Origin of the sequence: Mesorhizobium sp. M1163 (assembly GCF_040318415.1) — a bacterium.
In the GTDB taxonomy this organism is placed as follows: domain Bacteria; phylum Pseudomonadota; class Alphaproteobacteria; order Rhizobiales; family Rhizobiaceae; genus Mesorhizobium.
The window spans coordinates 25,719-44,821 of record NZ_JAMYMF010000048.1 but is presented as its reverse complement, the minus strand read 5'-3'; the positions used below and the strand labels follow the sequence as shown (position 1 = coordinate 44,821).

The following is a 19,103-nucleotide window of genomic DNA, read 5'->3' as shown; positions in this document are numbered from 1 at the left end:
CGCTAAACACGGGGGCTGCGCGGCGGACACGCCGACGTCACAGCTACTGCCACGCCATTTTTGCAGAACTTGACGCACACAACTTTCATCACCTGCTGCACGGCGAGTGAAACCTCGGCGCGTTCTTCGACTTGGCGGCACGCTTTTGGCCGTTTTGTTCAAGTCTTCACTGTCGCCCGACTTTATCCTGGTGTCTCCGACAACCAGAGGAGACTGCCATGAAACCGCGCATTTCGGTTTTGACGATCGCTGTCGCCAACCTCGAGAGTTGCCTCGTGTTCTACCGCGACGGCCTCGACTTGCCGACGGAAGGGATCATCGGCCGCGAATTCGAGCATGGCGCCGTCGCGTTCTTCACGCTGTCCGGCGGGTTGAAGCTCGCGATCTGGGCTCAGGACGACCTCGCCTACGACACCGGCCTGCCCAAAGCGCCGATCAGTTCGACCTCGTTCACAATCGGCCACAACGTTGTGCGCCGCGAGGAAGTCGATCAAGTGATGGATGAGGCCGCCCGTGCCGGAGCCGAGATCATCAGGCCTGCCCGGGACACGTTCTTTGGCGGGTATGCCGGATACTTCCGCGACCCGAACGGACACCTGTGGGAGGTCGTCTGGAACCCCGCCAACATACCGAGTGAGGATCCTCTTTAGGGCGGCGCGGACCTCAGTATCGAACGGCGTTAGTCATCCCCAGTGCTGGCAAATTCTGTCGGCATCGGGGCGGGCAGCCATGCTTTCCCTGGCAAACGAAGCCAGCTCGACGGCAGTCCACCAGTCTTAAGGGGCTGATTGTGTAGCTTTATCCAGATTCGCCTCGCCTGCATGGCGCATCATGCGGCGGAAGCTCATTGAGATATGCGCCCGCCTTATGTGCCCTATGGACTCCCAGTCGCCGATCTCGGCGGCGGCAAGGACCTCTTCCATTTCGCGGCGGAACGCGGTGAATTCCTCGACAAGGCCCAATTGCGGCATCAGCTTCAGGACGACGCGCGCAACCTGAAAATACAGGCGCTCGCTGATCTCGCGCAGTGGCTGGTTGCCGGTCATCGCCGTGAGCTCGTAAAAAAAGTCCATGTTGAGGCGCAGGAAAGCGCGCTGGTCGGGATTGAGTATATCGGCATCGCAGCGCGCGATGAGCGCCCGTATCCGGTCGAGGTCGTCCGCCGTGCGCGGGATCGGTGAAAGCTTGCCGACGAGGAGCGCCAGCTCCAGGCGCAAATGATAGACCTGCTGCAATTCCTCGATATCGACGTCGGTGACGATCGTGCCGACGCCGTGGACGGATTGAACCAGACCCTCGGATTCAAGGCGCGCCAGGACACGCCGGACCGGCGTGCGGCTGATCTCGAATTCCTGGGCAAGTTCTTCCTCGGACAGACGGCTTCCCGGCGCATAGACGAGCAGACAGATGCGGTCGCGCAATATCCGGTAGATGCGCTCAAACCGCTCTCGCGCGGAGAGCGGGCGCGGCGGCGCGGCGGTCACCGTCGTGGGCGGCTTGGCCTTTGTCTCGATCGTCACCCAGCCTCCAGGACAGCGTGCAGGAATTGCCGTGTCCGCTCGTTCTTGGGAGCACCAAACAGTTCGCTTGGCGGCCCCTGCTCGCAGATCTTGCCTTGATAGAAGAAGCAAACGCGGTCGGAAAACTCCTTTGCGAAGCCCATCTGGTGGGTGACCATCAGCATGGTTAGATCATGCTCGCGGCCGATCTGCCTTATCACCTGCAGCACTTCGCCGACAAGCTCCGGGTCGAGCGCAGACGTCACCTCGTCGAACAGCATGATCTTGGGCCGCATGGCAAGCGCCCTGGCGATGGCGACACGCTGCTGCTGGCCGCCGGAAAGCTGTGACGGATAGTGGTCCTTCTTCTGGGCCAGACCGACCAGCTCCAGCAGCTCCGCCGCTCTTGCCTCGGCGTCCGCCCGCTTCATGCCGAGCACCGTTATCGGCGCCTCGATGCAGTTCTGCATCGCCGTCATATGCGGAAACAGGTTGAACGACTGGAACACCATGCCGATCTTGGCGCGGATTTTACGGATATGGGCGAGATCGGCGGGAACAAGCTTGCCGTTCCTCTCCATATGGGTCAGCGGCTCGCCTTCGACCCAGATGACACCGTCATTGATCGTTTCCAGCGTCATCAGCATGCGCAACACCGTCGTCTTGCCCGAACCCGACGGACCGATGACGGAGACTTTTTCGCCGCGCGCTATTTCGAGATTGAGCCCGTCGAGAACGGTTAACGTGCCGTAGCGTTTCGATACATTGTCGAAGCGGACCATCGGTTGTTCCGTGATCGCGTGGTCCTCCGGTTGAGCAGCCCTTCGAGGGAGCGGATGAGCGCCGCCGAAACCAGGCTCATGGCAAGGAAAAACAGGCCGACCAGCGTGATCGGCTCGGTGTAGCGGAACGTTTCGGAGCCGATGATCTTGGCAGTCTGCATCAGTTCCATCACGGCGATTGCGGAAAGCAACGGCGTCTCCTTGAACAAGGCCACCAGATAATTGCCGAGCGCCGGAACGATCGGCGGGATCGCCTGCGGGATGATGATGTCGCGAAACGTCGTCCAGGACGAGAGATTGAGCGCGATCGAGGCTTCCCACTGGCCGCGATGGATGTTGTCGAAACCGGCGCGATAAACCTCGGAGCAATAGGCGGCGTAGTGGATACCGATGGCCAGCACCCCGGCGGTGAAGGCGTCGAGCACGACACCGAATTTCGGAAAGACGAAATAGAGAAAGAATATCTGGATGAGCAGCGGGGTCGAGCGGATCAGCTCGACCAGCACCGAAATCGTCCAGCTGGTCCATGGCACGGCGATGCGGACGACCGCCAGCACCAGGCCGAGCGAGGCCGCAAGCGCAAAACCGATCAGCGTCGCCTCGATGGAAATGATGGCGGCGCGGGCGAGCACCGGCAGGATTTCCAGGGCAAATCCCCAATCCCAGATCATGCCGCCTTCCCCCGCGCCAGTCCGAGCGACGCCCGCCTTTCGAGAAGCCGCATGCCGATGGTCACAACCAGCGACATTGCCAGGTACATCAAAAGGACGAGGGTGAAGATCGGAATAGTCTTGAACGTGTTCTGGTTCATTTGCTGCGCCTTGAAGGCGAGGTCCGAAAGCGTGATCAGCGAAACCAGCGCTGTCGATTTCAGAAGCTCGATGAACAGATTGCCCCAGGGCGGGATCATCGCGACAAAGGCCTGCGGCAGGATGATCCGGCGCAACATCTGTGGGCGGCTCATGTCCAATGCCGTACACGCTTCCCACTGCCCGCGGGCGACGGACTGGATCGCGCCGCGCACGCACTCCGATCCGTAGGCGCCGACATTCAGGCCGAGTGCGAGCACTGCCACCACGAACGCGTTGATCGTGACGCCGAATTGCGGGAGGACGAAAAACAGCCAGAACAATTGCACCAGCGCCGACGTTCCGCGAAAGATCTCGACATAAACCGTGGCCAGCCATCTGAGCGGCGTTGGACCGTACATCCTTGCAAGTGCTGCAAGCACGCCCATGATAATTGCGAGCAGGCTGCCGAGGACGGCGATCTCGACTGTCAGGACCGCGCCTTGCAGCAGCCCCGGCATGAACACTCGGTAGCTTTCCTGTGTTGCCAAGGCGCCGATCACGACGAGCGCGATGACCAGCATGGCAACGAGCGTACGGATACCCATGCGATTCCCCCGGGGAAAAAGGGCGGCGCTTTCGCGCCGCCAGCAGTTGGGAACCTATTTGCCAGCACAGAGCTCTGCGGTCGTCTTGTTGGGGAGATAGTCCTTGCCGAAGCCGAGTGGCTCGACCAGCGCGATATGCTCCGGCGAACCGAGGAACTTCTTCAGCTCGGCGTTGAACGCCTCCTGCAGGTCGGTGTCTTCCTTGCGGAAGCCGAAGCCGCCATGACCTTTCACCGACTTGCCGGCGACCTCGCCGAAGGGCTTGGTCGATTCGACGCCGTCGGCTTTCTTGGCCATGTCCGCGATCGAAAGAGCGGTCAGTGCGGCAGCGTCGGCGCGGCCCGACTGGACGGCGGCGACCAGGCTGGACTGGTCGGGCAAGGAGACGATCTGCCCACCGGCAACGCCCGCTTCCTTGGCGAAGCCGCCTTCGACGGCGCCGGCCATCACGGCAAGCTTGAGATCCGGATTGTCCTTGATGCTGGAAAAATCCTTGATGCCTTTCGGATTGCCTTTTGCCACCAGCATAGCCTCGCCGATGCCGTAGGACGGCTCGGAGTAGTTGATCTCAGCGCAGCGCTTCGGAGTGATGAACATGCCGGCGGCGATGATGTCGAAGCGGCCGGCCTTGAGACCCGGAATGAGCGAGCCGAATTCGGTCAAAACACCGTCGACCTGCGGTATGCCCATCTTGGCGAGCACCGCCTTGGCGACTTCCGGCGCTTCGCCGGTCAGCTTGCCGTCTGGCGTGGCGTAACCGAACGGCGCCTCGTTGGCGAAACCGACGCGGATGTAGCCGTCCTTCTTGGCCCGTTCGAGGGTGGTTTCCGCGTGAGCGGACAGCGACGTCAATGACGTCGCGGCGAGCGCGATGCAGGCAGCCGCTTTCACGACCATGCGGCGCGATATCGATGATTTGAGCATGCTTTTCTCCCATTGAACAACTGTGGATGGTTCCCAGGGCGCGGCCTTCTTCGAGGTCGACGCCTGCTTGATCAGACGTATACAACTGCACTAGACATTTCGCAAGCAGAGATATAGAAACCATGTAAATTCGGCGCTAATTCGTAGTTATCCAACAAACTTGACGTCGAGTTGTGCACAATTTCGCCTGGTTTGCCCATTTACACGAGGGCAACAGCATACCCAGAAGGCAGGACTTCGGTGGCGACCGCGAACGAGTTCGGGACATTCACGCAAGCGGAGTATGGGCAGCGCCTGGCCGACGTGAAGACACGCATGCAAAAAGCCGGCTTCGATCTCGTCGTCTGTCAGGATCCAGCCAACATGTGCTGGCTGACCGGCTATGACGGATGGTCGTTCTACGTTCCGCAGTGCGTGCTCGTCCATCTGGAGGAGGACCGGCCGATCTGGTTCGGCAGGGCGCAGGATGCCAAGAGCGCACGCCTAACCACCGGCCTGCCCGAGACAAACATCGTGCCGTTCTCGGAACGGCTGGTGCAGCAGCCGGTCGAACACCCTTATGACGAACTCGCGCAACTGATCCGGTCGCGCGGCTGGGGAAAGGCCCGCATCGGCGTCGAGATGGACGCGCATTATTACACTGCGCGCTGCCACGCCCACCTTGTCGAGGGGCTGCCCGACGCGCACTTCGCCAACAACCACGATCTCGTCAATTGGGCGCGGCTGGTGAAATCCGAAGCCGAGCTGGTGCTGATCCGCGAGGCGGGTGCGATCTGCACGCATGCAATGAACCGCGCCATCGAGAAAATGCGACCCGGTGTGCCTCAGAACCATGTCATTGCGGAAATCTATCACGCACAGATCATGGGCGTGCCCGGAGCTGGCGGCGACTATGCCGCGATCTGTCCGCTGATGCCCGTTGGCGAAGGCACCAGCACGCCGCATCTGACGTGGTCCGACGCGCCGCTGCCGGACAGCGGCCTCGCCATTCTGGAGATCGCCGGCGTGCGCCGCCGCTATCATGCAGCCCTGACCCGGACGGTACATTTCGGCAAGCCGCGGCAAGCCATCCTCGACATGGCCAAGGCGATCGTCGAGGGCGTCGACGCTGGCCTCGAGAAGGCGCGCCCCGGCAACACCGCCGAAGAGGTGGAAGCCGTCTGGCAGGCAGTCCTGCGGAGGAACGGACTGAAGAAGGAAAGCCGCGTCGGCTATCCGGTCGGGCTCGCATACCCGCCCGATTGGGGTGAACGCACCGCAAGCCTTCGTCCCGGCGACACCACCGAGATGCAGCCTGGGATGTGCTTCCATTTCATGGCCGGCGTTTGGCTCGACGATTTCGGCATCGCCATCTCGGAATCGTTCGTCGTCACGGAACGCGGCGGCGAACGCCTCTGCGATGTGGCGCGCGAACTCATCGTTATCGATTGACATGGCGGCCGGGAAGCCGGCTGCCGAAAAGACCATGCCTGCCACCAAGCCGGCAACAAGCACGAGGACGCCCGATGGACCGTAATCCCTTTTCCGAAGCCGAAATCGCCGGCCGCCTTGCCAAGGTCCGTACTACACTGGCCGAGCGTGAGCTCGACGCGGCGGTCTTCGCCTCGCCGGAGAACGTCTTCTATCTCACCGGGCTCGATCACTGGGGGTATTTTGCCCCTCACCTGCTGATCGTCCCGCTCCAGGGAAAACCTGTCCTGGTCACCCGCTCGATGGAAAAGGTGACCATCGAGAAGCGGGTGAAGGCAGCGGAATTCCGTGGCCACTCCGACAGCGAAACGGCGGCCGACCTTGCCGCGCGGGTGCTTGCGGAGCTCGGCCTGTCCAGCAAGCGGATCGGCCTCGAATACTGGACGGCCGGCCTTAGCCATGGACTTGCCGTAGCACTCCAGATGCAAGCGGATGCCAAGTGGAGCGACGTCTCCGGTCTGATCGACAAGATGCGGCGGGTGAAGAGCGCCGAGGAACAGGTGCTGATGCGGCGCGCCGCAAAGGTGACGGACGCCGCCGCCGGTGCCGCGATCGCCGCGATCTCGGATGGCGCTTCCGAACAGGAGGTCGCCGCCCAATGTGTTGCGGCAATGATCCGCGCCGGCGGTCATGCGCCGGGCTTCGGACCGTTCATCCGCCCGGCCGCGCGCCTGGGTGAAGAGCACACGACCTGGGGCGACGGGATCTACCGCAGGGGCGAGCCGGTCTTCGTCGAACTGTCCGGCTGCATCTCACGCTACCACGCGCCGCTCGGCCGGCTCATTCGCATCGGCCACATAAGCGACGAAGACGCCACAATGGCGGCGGTGACCGCCAAGGCGTTCAACGCTGTCGTCGAGGCGCTGCGGCCGGGCGCCAAGGCGCGCGATGTCTACGCCGCCTGGCAGGCCGTCGCCGACGAGGCCGGTCTTTCCCACTATCGCCGCCATCACTGCGGTTACCTGGTTGGCGCTGGCCAGCCGCCATCATGGACCGGCGGCAATTCGGTGACCGGCTTGAGGCACGATTCCGACCTTGAGATCGAGACCGGGATGAGCTTCCACATCCTGTCGTGGCTGATGGGAACCGGTCGCGGCGATGACTTCGTCTCCAACACGGTGCTTTTGACCGACGCGGGTGCTGAAGTGCTCACCCGCACGCCGGCCGGCCCGATCGTTCGATAGGCCCGCACGTATGGCGCGCTACTCGGCACTCTCGATTTTCCGCAACGCGCTGTCTGGCCAGAAGAATTGGCAGCGCGCCTGGCGGGCGGCGGAGCCAAAACCGTCCTATGACGTGATCGTCATCGGCGGCGGTGGACACGGCCTCGCCACCGCCTTCTACCTTGCCGATAACCACGGTATCCGCAACGTCGCGGTGCTCGAAAAGGGCTATGTCGGCGGCGGCAATGTCGGCCGCAACACCACCGTCATCCGCTCCAACTACCTGCTCGACGGCAACACCCAGTTCTACGAATTCTCGATGAAGCTCTGGGAGACCATGTCGCGGGTGCTGAATTTCAACGTCATGTTCTCCCAGCGCGGCCAGCTCGTCACAGCGCATTCGGCCGATCAGCTCGACGGTTTCAGCCACCGCGCCAACGTCATGCGGCTGAACGGCATCGATGCCGATATCCTCGACCGCGAAGAGGTGCGCCGGCTGGTGCCCTATCTCGATTTTTCCGACACTGCCCGCTTCCCGATCCATGGCGCCATCTTCCAGGGCCGGGCGGGCACGGCACGCCACGACGCCGTCGCCTGGGGCTATGCGCGCGCCGCCGATAGCCATGGCGTCGACATCATCCAGAACTGCGAGGTGACAGGCTTCCTCCGCGACGGCGACAGTATCGTCGGCGTCGAAACGACGAAAGGCCGGATCGGCGCCGGCAAGGTCGGCCTCGCTGTTGCCGGGCATACATCCGTGCTCGGTGCCAAGGCCGGCCTTGAACTGCCGATCGAAAGCCACGTCCTGCAAGCCTTTGTCACCGAACCGCTGAAGTCGCTGGTAGATCACGTCGTCGCCTATGGCGCCGACCACTTCTATGTCAGCCAGTCCGACAAGGGCGGGTTGGTCTTCGGCGGCAATCTCGACGGCTACAATTCCTACGCCCAGCGCGGCAATCTCGGCGTCGTGCGCGAGGTGGCGGAGGCGGCGATTGCATTGATGCCGTGTATTTCGCGCGTCCGCCTGCTGCGCCACTGGGGCGGCGTCATGGACATGACCCCCGATGCCAGCCCGATCATCTGCCCGACGCCGATCGACGGCCTCTATCTCAACGGCGGCTGGTGCTATGGCGGCTTCAAGGCAACGCCAGCTTCCGGCTGGTGCTTCGCCCACACGATCGCCACCGGCAAGCCGCATCCCTTGATCGCGGCCTACGGGCTCGATCGTTTCCGCACCGGCCACACGCTCGATGAGGCCGGCGTCGGCCCTTCCGCTTGGCTGCAGTAGGAGGCGGAAACAAAATGCTGCGCATCGAATGCCCCTGCTGCGGCCCGCGCGACCATGACGAGTTCCGCTACGGCGGCGATGCCTCGGTCACGCGTCCGGCCCATGACGATCCCGATCCGGAGGCCTGGTACCGTTACGTCTATATCAGGACAAACCCGGCCGGCCCGCACCGTGAATACTGGCAGCACGTGACCGGTTGCCGGCAATGGCTGGTGGTCGAACGCGACACCCGCAACCATGCCGTCGCATCAGTCGACTTCGCCAGGAAATCAACTCTCAGGAAATCACCGGCATGAGTTCGAACCGCAAACGCCTGCCGGTGGGTGGCCGTATCAGTCGCGAGGTGCCGCTCGATTTCACCTTCGACGGCCGCAAGCTGATTGGATATCGCGGCGACACCCTTGCCTCCGCGCTGCTCGCCAACGGCGTCACTCTCGTCGGGCGCAGCTTCAAATATCATCGCCCGCGCGGCATCTTTTCCGCCGGGCCGGAGGAACCGAATGCGCTGGTTACGCTCGGGATCGCAGGCAGGCGCGAGCCGAACCTGCCGGCGACGACACTGGAACTCGCCAACAGCATGGACGTGGAAAGCCAGAATCGCTGGCCATCGCTGGCCTTCGACGTACAAAGCGTCAACGGGCTGTTGGCGCCGTTTCTGTCCGCCGGCTTCTACTACAAGACCTTCATGGGCCCGACGCGCCGCGCCTGGATGTTCTACGAGCACTTTATCCGCAAGGCGGCCGGTCTGGGCAGAGCCGGCACCGGCCCGGATCCCGACCGCTACGAGGTTCGTCATGCTTTCGCCGATGTCGCAATTGTCGGCGGCGGCCCGGCGGGATTGTCAGCAGCGCGGGCAGCCGCCGCGGCCGGGGCGCGGGTCGCGCTGATCGAGCAGGATTTCCTGCTTGGCGGCCAGCTTCTGGCGGAACCGTCCGACAGCGCGGCGGCCGCATGGTTGAGGCAGGCCGAGGCCGAGTTGAAGGGCTTCGAAACCGTCGTGCTGATGAAGCGGACAACCGCTTTCGGCAGCTATGACGGCAATGTCATCGGGCTGGTCGAACAGCGCGATCCAACCGGTCCGAAGCCGAACGGCGAGGCGCGGCAAACGGTCACCATGCTGCGCGCCCGCTCGATCGTTTTCGCCACTGGCGCCATCGAGCGACCGATGGTGTTCTCGAACAATGACCGGCCCGGCGTCCTGCTTGCCTCAGCCGCCCGGACCTATCTCAACCGTTTCGCTGTCCTGCCGGGCAAGAAAATCATTGTCGCCACCACCAATGACGGTGCCTGGCGCACCGCCTTCGACTATGCCGCAGCCGGCGCGGAGGTGACGGTTGCGGATCTGCGCGCAGTCCCGCCCGCAGCACTTGCCGCGGAAGCCGCACGGCTCGGCGTAATGATACGGGCCGGGACGCGGATCGTCGACCTGCACGGCGGCCATGCCGTCAGGCACGTAACGCTCAACGGGCCGGAGGGCCAGTCCTCGGCCGCCTGCGACCTGGTCTGCGTGTCCGGCGGCTGGTCGCCAACCGTGCATCTCACCTCGCACCTCGGTGTCAAACCTGTCTATCGCGACGATATCGGCGGCTTCGTGCCGGGCGCGTTTCCGGCCGGCCGGCTAGGTGCCGGCGCGATGATTGGGGCCTATGCAACTGCCGATGCCATCGAGGACGGTCATCGCGCCGGCATCGACGCGGCAGCCTCCGGCGGCAAGTCGGCGCCGGTTCCCGCTCCGGCCAAACTCGATCTCGGCGACACCGCCACGACGCTACTTCGCGAAGCGCCTTCCGTCGGACATGGAAAAGCCTTCGTCGATTTTCAGATGGATGTGACGACGAGGGATATCGAACTCGCCCATCGCGAGGGCTATGAATCGGTCGAGCATCTGAAGCGCTACACCACGCTCGGCATGGGTACCGATCAAGGCAAGACCAGCAATTTTCCGGCGCTTGCCGCGATGGCGGCGCTGCGCAACGCAACGATTCCCGAGACCGGCGTCACGACCTTCCGCCCGCCCTATACGCCGGTTGCCATCGGGGCGCTTGCCGGGCGCGCCATCGGCCATCATTTCAAGCCGATCCGCCGCACGCCAATGCACGACTGGCACATGGCCAACGGCGCCGAGATGCTCGAGGTGGGGCTCTGGATGCGGCCCTATTTCTACCGGCAGTCCGGACATGACGTGAATGAAGCCTATGTCGCCGAAATGCGGAATGTACGTCAGGCCGCGGGGCTGATGGACATCTCCACGCTCGGCAAGATCGACGTCCAAGGCCCGGATGCGGCAATCTTCCTCGACCGCGTCTACGCCAACGGCTTTGCCAAGCTGGCGGTCGGCCGCGCCCGCTACGGCGTCATGCTGCGCGACGACGGCATCGTCTTCGACGACGGCACCACGACGCGGCTGGCGGAAAACCGGTTCTTCATGACCACTTCGACCGCCAAGGCCGCCGATGTGCTGTCGCGTCTCGAATTCCTGCTCGACACGGCCTGGCCGGATTTGCGCGTGGCCGTCACTTCGGTCAGCGACGAATGGGCGGCGATGTCGGTTGCCGGGCCTAACAGCCGCGCGATCCTGAATGCAGCGTTTCCCGCTCTCGACGTTTCCGACGCGGCGCTTTCGCATATGGGACTACTCGAAAGCGGATGGGGGGGCCGTGCGCTCCGCATCCTACGTCTCAGTTATTCCGGCGAGCGCGCTTACGAAGTCTATACCGGCGCCACTGCCGGTGAACAGCTCTGGAGCCGTCTGCTCGAAGCCGGCAGACCATTCGACCTGAAGCCTTACGGCGTCGAGGCGCTAGGTGCGCTGCGCGTCGAAAAGAGCCATGTCGCCGGACCTGAAATCGATGGACGCACGACGCTCGACGATCTCGGCCTCGGCCGCATGGCCGGCAAGCGCAGCGGCTTCGTCGGCGACGTCCTGCGACGGCGCCCTGCCCTCCGGGCGCCCAACCGGCAGCGCCTGGTCGGACTGGAATGCATCGAGGACGGAAAACGCCTGCGCGGCGGCGCCATCCTGTTCCTGCCGGATGAGAAACCCTATGGCCATGGGCGCGGTCGCATCACCTCCGTCACTTTCAGCCCCGAGCGCGGCCATTATGTCGGGCTGGCCCTGCTTGCCGGCGATGTCGCGGCAGAAGGAAGCGAGGTCGTGGCGGTCTATCCGATGAAGGCCGAAACAGTTCGCGCCCGCATTGTCTCGCCAGTATTCCTCGATCCACAGGGAGAACGGCTGCATGGCTAGCTTGACCTCTTCTCGGGATTTCAGCCTATCCGTGGCCGATTGTCCGCTTATCCAGATCGAGGGCTGGGACGGGACACTGAGACAATTCGAAAAGAGCGTCTCGGCGTCGCTCGGCACGAAACTTCCCGCTTCGGTCGGAGAGACCGTTCGCCACAAGGGGCTTCTAATCATCCGCATTGCACCTCGCCGCCTCTGGCTGGTTCTCGACGAAGGCACGCAAGCGCCCGCGCTTTCCGTCGACCCCGATCTCGGCTGTTCTGTTCCCCTCGGCGAAGGTCGTGTTCGTTTGAAAATGGCCGGCCCTGACATCGCAAGGCTTCTGTCCGGCTGCATTACCGTCGACTGGCACGCGCCGGCCGCCGCTCCGGGCCGCGCCGTGCAGACATCCTTCCATCATGTCTCCGTGCTCTTCCTGCGCACCGGCGAGGCCGCGTGCGAACTCATCGTGCCGCGAAGTTTTGCCCGCAGCCTCTCGGATTGGATTGCGGATGGCTAGCCAATGGTGGTTTCTCGGGCAAGGATCGGCTTTAGCGGCCGATCCAAGCCGCTATCACGAAACCGTTTACCCTCTTGCTGGCCAGTCTTGCAGAAGCGTAATCCCAAATTTCGGCGCGGCTGCTTTGAGCCGCTCGATATCGGCAGGCGTCGGCGGCCCGACCACCTCTCCCTTGCCGAGTTCATGGCCACCTTCGGCGAGGAACTGCTCGAACACACTTGGCGTGTCTATCAGGATGTAGCGAACGGGCTGGTTGCCGGGATTCACGAGCTGGTGCGGGATGCCGCGCTTCAAAAACATGCTCTCACCGGGCGAGAGCGTTCGGACCTCGCCGGCCACAATTGCGGCCAACTGCCCTTCGATGACGTAGACTGTCTCGTCGTCATTCGCGTGAACATGGATTGGTGTTTTCGTCTGCCCGTCGCTTCGGTTTTCGAAGAGACTCAACAAGCCTCCCGTCTGTTCGCCGGAGACCAGTCGCTTCATGACGATGCCTGCGAGCACGAATTCCTTTGGGTCAACATCTGTCATTGATCCAATCTGCCAGGTACATTCGGAGTAGGCCCGTACCGTGCCGTCAAGCAGACAAACTGCGCAGCGACATCCGGCAAACGTCGAACGGGCTCACGGGTTCCCGGTCGCCGGAGTTCCCTCTTCCCAAGCTCACTTTGGACGAAAAGCCGGCTAACCGGACATGCTGGCCGACACCGACATACGCCAACTCGAGGGCGCCGCAGAGGTCCGTCTAATTGACGGCGAAGCTGCAACGGGCTGCCAGACTCTCGCCAGGGCCAAGCACCGACAGTCCATTCCATTTGTCGATCGAACCACGATTGTGAGCATCGACCGCATGACTGACCGGTTCAAAACAGAAGAAGTCGCTCTCGTCCGATGGCGAATAGACCAGGTAGAAGTTCAAGGGCGACGAAGCTTCAATCTGCAGGCTGCAACTGTGCTCCGGCCACGATATGGTAGCGACGCCGTCCCAGCCGGCAAACAGATTGTTTATCCATCCGCTCGGCAATACGGCCGGGGCGCCGAAATCCCAATCGGGACGGGTTTTGACATCCACAAACCGTTCGGGGAGATGGCTGGGCAGTTCGAGACAAACCTGCGAGGCCGGCGCATGAAGCGCGGTCCGTGCCGTTCTCGGGAACCATGGATGGATACCAAGCCCGAACGGCAGCCTGACCGAGGCCGATTGACGATGCGAAGCTTCAGCTCGAGCCCTTGTCTGGCTAGCGCGTAGCTCACATCGGCGCGATATCGGTATGGGCCGGGTCCTTTGCTGATAAGGGACAGCTTTGCGTTATCTTGCGCTACGCTGTCGACGTCCCACTCGCTCGAAAATCCATTGCCGTGAACGGGAAATGGCTCGCCTGCAACATTGGCAGGCAGTTCGTGGAATTTGGAGTCGAATGTGAATCCGCCGCCCGAGATGCGATTCGACCACGGCAAAAGCAGGTTGCAGGCAAGGTCGAATGGGTTGCTGCTCCCGCCGTTTGGCCAAGGCCTGAAGATCGGCACGCGCCCATGGTCCAGTCTCGCAAGACCTGCCCCAAGCGACGGGACGATTTCAGCGGACAGGTCTCCGCTTCCGATTTTGATCGTTCGGACCATCAGTTTCAGACGGTATCGGCCTTGGCAGCGGCGATCGGCTGTGGATGGCGGCCTTTGCGAGCCACTGCAAGGAGGTCGTTCGACGCGATCCCGATGAGCGCCTTCATCTGATCGTGAGCGTCGTCGGCCCTGCGCATCCGGATTGCCTCCAGCACGTCGCCATGCGCGCTCAGCGTCTGCTGGTAATTAGCGGTGGCCGATGTGGTCAATCGGAAGGAGAAGCTGAGGGCGGCAGCAAGCATATTGCCGAGATTGGCGAACACCGGGTTGCGGCTGGCACGAAGGATGGCGGTATGAAACCTGACGTCGGCATCGAGACACGCAGCAAGGTCGTCCTGCGGAGCAATGCGCATGGCCTCATAGGCGGCTTCGATGACTGCGAGATCGCCTGACGTCGCCATCTTGGCCGCAAGGTGGGCGGCCGCGGGTTCAATGATCAGCCGCGCCTCGATCAATCCGCGGACGAAATCGAGATCGGGCTCGATATCGCGCATCCATTCCAGAACCTGTGCATCCAGCCTGTTCCATTCGCTCGACACGCGCACACGCGTCCCGGCCCGCTTGCGTGCCTCGATCAATCCTTTCGCCGAAAGCGTCAGAAGAGCATCGCGAAGCGCCGTGCGGCTCGCCCCGTAGATAACGCAAAGTTCAGCTTCCGTCGGCAAGACGGAGTGCTGCGCGTAGGAGCCGGCGAGGATTCGCTGTCCGAGATCGCGTGCGATGCGATCCTTGAGCGATGACGTGGCGCCATCTGCGGCAGGAATGTCCTGCTTGCCTTGGCCAGTCGAAGCGATCGCCGTGTCCATCGTCATGTCCTGTTCAAGTGGTACTCGGCAATTACCACAGCAAGTATCAGCAGCGAGCCCTTGGCAAGCAACTGATAGAAGGTTGGCACGGACGTCAGTATCATTCCGTTGTTGAGGACACCAATGATGGCGACGCCCAGTAGTGCGCCGACGATCGTGCCCTTACCGCCCTGCAAGGCGCAGCCACCCAGAACGGCCGCTGTGATGGCCTCGAGTTCCAGGCCTTGGGATCCGGATACGGGCTGCCCCGAGCCGGTACGGGCAGCCAACAGAATCCCGGCCAATCCGGCCGCCACTCCACTCATGATGTAGATGCCGACACGGTAGCGGTTGATGTTGATGCCGGAGAAGCGTGCAACAACGGGATTGCCGCCCAGGGCATAGATGTTGCGGCCAACGATCGAGCGGGCAAGGAAGAGATGGAACACGATCGCGGTCAGCAAAAGAATCCAGATCAGCAGAGGCAGGCCGAGGATTCGTCCGATCCCAATGAAGCGGAAAGTGTCGCTGAAAATCGCGATCGATTGCCCATCGGATATGATGAACGCGATGCCGCGGAAGATCGCCATCGTACCGAGAGTCGCGATGACAGCGTTGACCCGCCCGTAGGTGATGATGATGCCGTTCACGAGGCCGGCAAGACCACCCAGGACCAGGCCGGCAAGAATGCCCGCTGCCGGCGATCCGGTCGCCTGAATGGCCATTGCCGTCGATACTGTGGTCAGACCGACGATTGCGCCGACGGCAATATCAAGCCCGCCGGCGACGATGACCACGGTCTGGCTCATCGCCAGGACGCCCAGGATGGTAATGCCCAGACCGATGTTCAGCAGGTTTCGGCTCGAGAAGAACACGTCGCCTCTCAGAGTGCCGAAAATGAGCACGAGAATGGCGAGAGCAACCAGGAGGCTTATGTTGTGAATGCCGATGCGCTCTGCCATGCGCAAGGAAGGGCGTCTTTTGCCGGTTTGTGTTGTTGCTGTCCTGAGCTCAAGGCTGTTCACTGAATTTGTCCTCCGAGCGATGCTACAGATTGCGGCATGGCGTGCTTCAGGATCGTGGCCTCATCGATGTCTGGGCGGGAAAGTTCGGCCGTGATCCGGCCTCCAGCCATGACAAGCACCCTGTCGGCGAGCCCGATCAGTTCGGGCATTTCCGAGGAAATCAGGATTATGCCGATACCGCTTGCGGCGAGTTCATCCATCAGGCGATAGATTTCCGCCTTGGCGCCGATGTCGATGCCGCGGGTCGGCTCGTCGAGGATGAGAAGCATCGGCTGCCGGGCAAGCCAGCGCGCGAGAACGACCTTCTGTTGATTGCCACCCGACAATTTCGAAACCTGTTCGTCGAGGTTGGGCGCCTTGATCGACATCTTTGCTGCAAGCGGTGAGACGATCTCCAGTGCCTTGCGCCGGTTGAAGAAGCCGAAGGTCGACGTCTTGTCGGGCACGCAAAGCGAGGCGTTGTCAAGAATGCTTCGGAACAGCAGCAGGGCCTCGTGCTTGCGGTCTTCGGGGGCGAAGCCGATGCCTGCCACGATCGCTGCATGCGGACTGTTGGGGCCAACGGGCACGCCGCTCATCGTTATGGTTCCGTCGAGGCGCCGATCATAGCCGACAATCGCCTTTGCCAGCTCGGATCGACCCGCACCCATAAGGCCGGCAATGCCGAGCACCTCGCCGCGGCGGACCTTGAGGCTCACATCGGTGACGTGGTCGGTGGTCAAGCCCGCCACCTCCAGCAACGGTAGCCCCGATTGCCACGTCTCGCGCGTAAACAGATCGGCGATGTCACGGCCGACCATGAGTTTGGCTATGGTCTGCTCGCTGGCACCGTCCGCGCGGGAATCGTCGACCAGCCGGCCGTCCCGCAAAACGACAATGCGATCCGCAAGGTCGATGACCTCGTTCAGCCTATGAGAGATGTAGACGATCGAAGTGCCCTCTTCGCGCAGCCGCCGAATTACTGAAAACAGACGGCGCGCTTCGTCGTCGGTCAGCGACGAGGTCGGCTCATCGAATGCGATCAGCTGGCCGCCAGCACGTATGGCGCGCATGATTTCGATCATCTGGCGCTGTGCCGGGCCGAGCGTGCTGCAGAGTTGACGCGCCCGCATATCCTGCTGCATGCCGAAGGTCGCAAGCACCTTGTCGGTCTGCTCCTCGAGCCTATGCCAGTCGAGCAGGACGCCTGCCAGCCGTGGCAGTTCGCCGACGAAAATGTTCTCGGCCACGGTCAGGTTCGGAACGATCTCCGGCTCCTGATGGATGACGCGTATTCCGGCTCTGTGGCTGTCGCGCGGTTCGCTGAAAACGATCGGCGTGGAGCCATACAGCACGGTGCCGGTGTCCGGTGCGAACACGCCCTCGAGAATTCGCATCATTGTCGATTTGCCGGCGCCATTCTCGCCAACCAGAGCGAGCACCTCTCCTGGCCGAAAGGCAATCGAGACATTGTCGAGCGCCTGCACGACGCCGAAGCGCTTCGATATCCTGTCGAGCGAGAAGAAATCCGATTGCATCAAAGCTCACTCCCGAGGATCGATCCCGTGTGCCTGCCGACGAACTGCCGGCCCAAAGAGCGTCATGCGCCCTGCGGCATGACGCATATCTGGTTCAGTGGCAGAGCTTGGCTTTGTAGTCCGACGCAAAATTTTCGGCGGTGATGTATTCCGGGTCCGTGAAGGACTGAACGGGAAGCTTCGTTCCGTCCTTGATGGAGGCCAAGAGAATCTTCACCGCCAGCGCGCCATGATTTTCCGAATTGAGCCACATCGTACCACGGAACGCCGAGGGCTTTCCGGATCCGAAAGCGTCACAAGCGCGGCTCCCGTCGATGCCGATCCCCATGCCCTGGTCTGCGGTATAGCCGGCGTTTTCCAGGGCTCGCGCACCACCCAGCACGCCATCATCGTTGCATGAATAGAATATCCAGTTCGTGACGCTGGGATTGGCCGTCAATGTGGTGGTCATCACGTCGATGGCGTTGACCATCGTATTGTCGTAGGGGACGCGAACGATATTGCCCGGCTTGAAATCGGACACCGCCTTCAGGAATGCTTCTTCCGCGCCCTTGTTGCGCTGCATGCAGGTATCCGCTTTGCGGTCCTCGATCGACGCGATGCGCACCTCTTTACCCGCCCAGCCGTCGGCCTTGTAGAGCTTGGCAAGCTCTTCGCCCACCCGCGCACCGATGTTGTAGGCATTCATGCCGACATAGGGGACCTGAGTGCCGTCCTCGTAGTAGATGTCGTCGTCGACCGCCACCAAGGGAATTTTTGCGGCCTTTGCTTTCTCGGCGATGACCGGTCCCAGCGCCTTGTCGGGGACGACAATGGCGATGCCTTTTACGCCATCGCCGACCATCGTATCGAAGGTCGTGATCGTCAAATTGGCGTCGAACTGAACGTCCTGCGACACGAACGCAGCCCCTGCCGCCTCGGCCGCTTTCTTGGCGCCGCCGACTTCGGCGACAAACCATGGATGGTCTCCCATCTTGTTGATGTAGCCGATCTTGATGTCGTCTGCGCTTGCTGCGCCACTCATCAGTCCGGCAGCCAGTACCGCAAATGTCGCCAAAGCCTTTGTTGTGGTTTTCATGAAGATCCTCCCTGAGAGCTCGATGGTCGTTGCTAGTCGTGGTAGAGAACCGAGCGCCCACCATCGATGGTGATCGTCTCGGCATTTATGAACGGCGCTTCGTCCGAAGCGAGGAAAACCGCCGTCATTGCAACCTCGTCCGGCCGGCCAATGCGCTTGGGCGGATGAAGGTCGTAGGCTCGCCGCTTCTCCTCGGCGGGGTTCGGGAATGTGTTCCAGTAGGCTTCCGCGATCGGCGTCTCGATATAGCCGGGGGCGATCGCGTTCACCCGGATACCGCGCGCGGCATATTCGATGGCCAGCGAACGGGTCAGGCCCAAAAGTGCATGCTTGGCGACCGGATACGGGAATGTACGGGGAATGATCTGGAACGCGTGACAGCTCGCTATGTTGACGATAGACCCCGAGCCCTTCGCCAGCATCGTCGGCAAGACTGCCTTGGCGCAGAACCATGCGGCCTGGAGGTCTAGCTTGAGACAGCGGTCCCATTCCTCATCCGGCATCGCCAGTGGTTCGTAGAAGACGTTGGCACCGGCATTGTTGACGAGAACGTCGACGCCGCCATAGCTCGTGATCGTGCGGGCGACCATGTCCGCGACCGCGGATGCGTCCGTGACATCCGTCTCGACGAACGATACGTCGGCGCCTCCGACACGCAGTTCGTCGGCGATCGCTTTGCCGCTTGCCGCATTCAGTTCGGCAATGACGGTCTTTGCCCCATGCATCGCAAAAGCCCGGGCGGTGGCGGCACCGATGCCTTGGCCGGCGCCTGTGACGATTGCGATCTTTCCTTGCAGCCGGCCTGCCATTGCA

18 protein-coding genes and 1 pseudogene are annotated in these 19,103 nt (G+C 62.3%); 7 read left to right on the top strand and 12 right to left on the bottom strand.

All coding sequences use genetic code 11. The features are described 5' to 3' along the window. The first annotated feature begins 218 nt into the window (after positions 1-218). Positions 219-650, top strand: coding sequence for a VOC family protein (locus tag NKH43_RS31630; RefSeq protein ID WP_352861469.1), 432 nt, complete (start codon positions 219-221; stop codon positions 648-650). A gap of 126 nt (positions 651-776) precedes the next feature. On the opposite strand, the gene NKH43_RS31625 is transcribed toward NKH43_RS31630, so the two are convergent. From NKH43_RS31625 to ehuB, 5 genes are read right to left on the bottom strand one after another with little or no spacing between them, the layout of a single operon-like run. Continuing rightward, on the bottom strand, positions 777-1,520 hold the full coding sequence (locus NKH43_RS31625; protein WP_023717025.1) for a GntR family transcriptional regulator: 744 nt from the start codon (positions 1,518-1,520) through the stop codon (positions 777-779). Beyond that, positions 1,517-2,281, bottom strand: a complete 765-nt coding sequence (gene ehuA, locus NKH43_RS31620) for an ectoine/hydroxyectoine ABC transporter ATP-binding protein EhuA (protein WP_023674260.1) — start codon at positions 2,279-2,281, stop codon at positions 1,517-1,519. Before ehuA ends, NKH43_RS31625 begins: the two co-directional genes overlap by 4 nt. Further along, the gene (gene ehuD, locus NKH43_RS31615; RefSeq protein WP_352861467.1) at positions 2,239-2,952 is read right to left on the bottom strand and encodes an ectoine/hydroxyectoine ABC transporter permease subunit EhuD; all 714 of its coding nucleotides are present in this window, start codon (positions 2,950-2,952) and stop codon (positions 2,239-2,241) included. Before ehuD ends, ehuA begins: the two co-directional genes overlap by 43 nt. Then, positions 2,949-3,677, bottom strand: a complete 729-nt coding sequence (gene ehuC / locus NKH43_RS31610; protein ID WP_352861465.1) for an ectoine/hydroxyectoine ABC transporter permease subunit EhuC — start codon at positions 3,675-3,677, stop codon at positions 2,949-2,951. Before ehuC ends, ehuD begins: the two co-directional genes overlap by 4 nt. Before the next feature lie 54 nt (positions 3,678-3,731). Then, positions 3,732-4,601 carry an ectoine/hydroxyectoine ABC transporter substrate-binding protein EhuB gene (gene ehuB, locus NKH43_RS31605; RefSeq protein WP_023717021.1) on the bottom strand — a complete coding sequence of 290 codons (870 nt, stop codon included), beginning with the start codon at positions 4,599-4,601 and terminating at the stop codon, positions 3,732-3,734. Positions 4,602-4,841: 240 nt separating this feature from the next. On the opposite strand from ehuB, the gene NKH43_RS31600 reads away from it, so the two are divergent. The 6 genes from NKH43_RS31600 (at position 4,842) to NKH43_RS31575 (ending at position 12,265) form a co-directional block, all read left to right on the top strand. After that, entirely contained in the window at positions 4,842-6,032 is a 1,191-nt protein-coding gene (locus NKH43_RS31600; protein ID WP_352483850.1) for a M24 family metallopeptidase, read from the top strand. A gap of 74 nt (positions 6,033-6,106) precedes the next feature. After that, on the top strand, positions 6,107-7,255 hold the full coding sequence (locus tag NKH43_RS31595; RefSeq protein WP_023717019.1) for a M24 family metallopeptidase: 1,149 nt from the start codon (positions 6,107-6,109) through the stop codon (positions 7,253-7,255). 10 nt (positions 7,256-7,265) lie between these two features. Next, positions 7,266-8,522: a sarcosine oxidase subunit beta family protein gene (locus NKH43_RS31590; RefSeq protein ID WP_352861463.1), complete on the top strand. Its 1,257-nt coding sequence runs from the start codon at positions 7,266-7,268 to the stop codon at positions 8,520-8,522. Between the two features lie 14 nt (positions 8,523-8,536). Then, positions 8,537-8,818 (top strand): sarcosine oxidase subunit delta, encoded by a 282-nt coding sequence (locus NKH43_RS31585; RefSeq protein ID WP_023717017.1) that lies wholly within the window; start codon positions 8,537-8,539, stop codon positions 8,816-8,818. Continuing rightward, on the top strand, positions 8,815-11,769 hold the full coding sequence (locus NKH43_RS31580) for a sarcosine oxidase subunit alpha family protein (RefSeq protein WP_023717016.1): 2,955 nt from the start codon (positions 8,815-8,817) through the stop codon (positions 11,767-11,769). The genes NKH43_RS31585 and NKH43_RS31580 overlap by 4 nt, the downstream gene beginning before the upstream one ends. Then, a complete protein-coding gene (locus NKH43_RS31575; RefSeq protein WP_023717015.1) occupies positions 11,762-12,265 on the top strand; it encodes a sarcosine oxidase subunit gamma family protein in 504 nt (167 codons plus the stop codon). Before NKH43_RS31580 ends, NKH43_RS31575 begins: the two co-directional genes overlap by 8 nt. Before the next feature lie 66 nt (positions 12,266-12,331). Here the strand turns inward: NKH43_RS31575 and NKH43_RS31570 are convergent, their stop codons facing one another. From NKH43_RS31570 to NKH43_RS31540, 7 genes and pseudogenes are all read right to left on the bottom strand, one after another. Then, positions 12,332-12,751: a cupin domain-containing protein gene (locus tag NKH43_RS31570; RefSeq protein WP_352861462.1), complete on the bottom strand. Its 420-nt coding sequence runs from the start codon at positions 12,749-12,751 to the stop codon at positions 12,332-12,334. Positions 12,752-13,010: 259 nt separating this feature from the next. Beyond that, a pseudogene (locus tag NKH43_RS31565) lies at positions 13,011-13,885 on the bottom strand (aldose 1-epimerase). A 5-nt stretch (positions 13,886-13,890) separates the two neighbouring features. After that, positions 13,891-14,691, bottom strand: coding sequence for a FadR/GntR family transcriptional regulator (locus tag NKH43_RS31560; protein WP_245278497.1), 801 nt, complete (start codon positions 14,689-14,691; stop codon positions 13,891-13,893). Between the two features lie 2 nt (positions 14,692-14,693). Next, positions 14,694-15,695 carry an ABC transporter permease gene (locus tag NKH43_RS31555; protein ID WP_023717011.1) on the bottom strand — a complete coding sequence of 334 codons (1,002 nt, stop codon included), beginning with the start codon at positions 15,693-15,695 and terminating at the stop codon, positions 14,694-14,696. Beyond that, on the bottom strand, positions 15,692-17,212 hold the full coding sequence (locus tag NKH43_RS31550; protein WP_352861460.1) for a sugar ABC transporter ATP-binding protein: 1,521 nt from the start codon (positions 17,210-17,212) through the stop codon (positions 15,692-15,694). Before NKH43_RS31550 ends, NKH43_RS31555 begins: the two co-directional genes overlap by 4 nt. Positions 17,213-17,306: 94 nt before the next feature. Continuing rightward, positions 17,307-18,290: a substrate-binding domain-containing protein gene (locus NKH43_RS31545; protein WP_023717009.1), complete on the bottom strand. Its 984-nt coding sequence runs from the start codon at positions 18,288-18,290 to the stop codon at positions 17,307-17,309. Positions 18,291-18,322: 32 nt separating this feature from the next. Beyond that, on the bottom strand, positions 18,323-19,099 hold the full coding sequence (locus NKH43_RS31540; protein WP_352589065.1) for an SDR family oxidoreductase: 777 nt from the start codon (positions 19,097-19,099) through the stop codon (positions 18,323-18,325). Positions 19,100-19,103 lie beyond the last annotated feature (4 nt).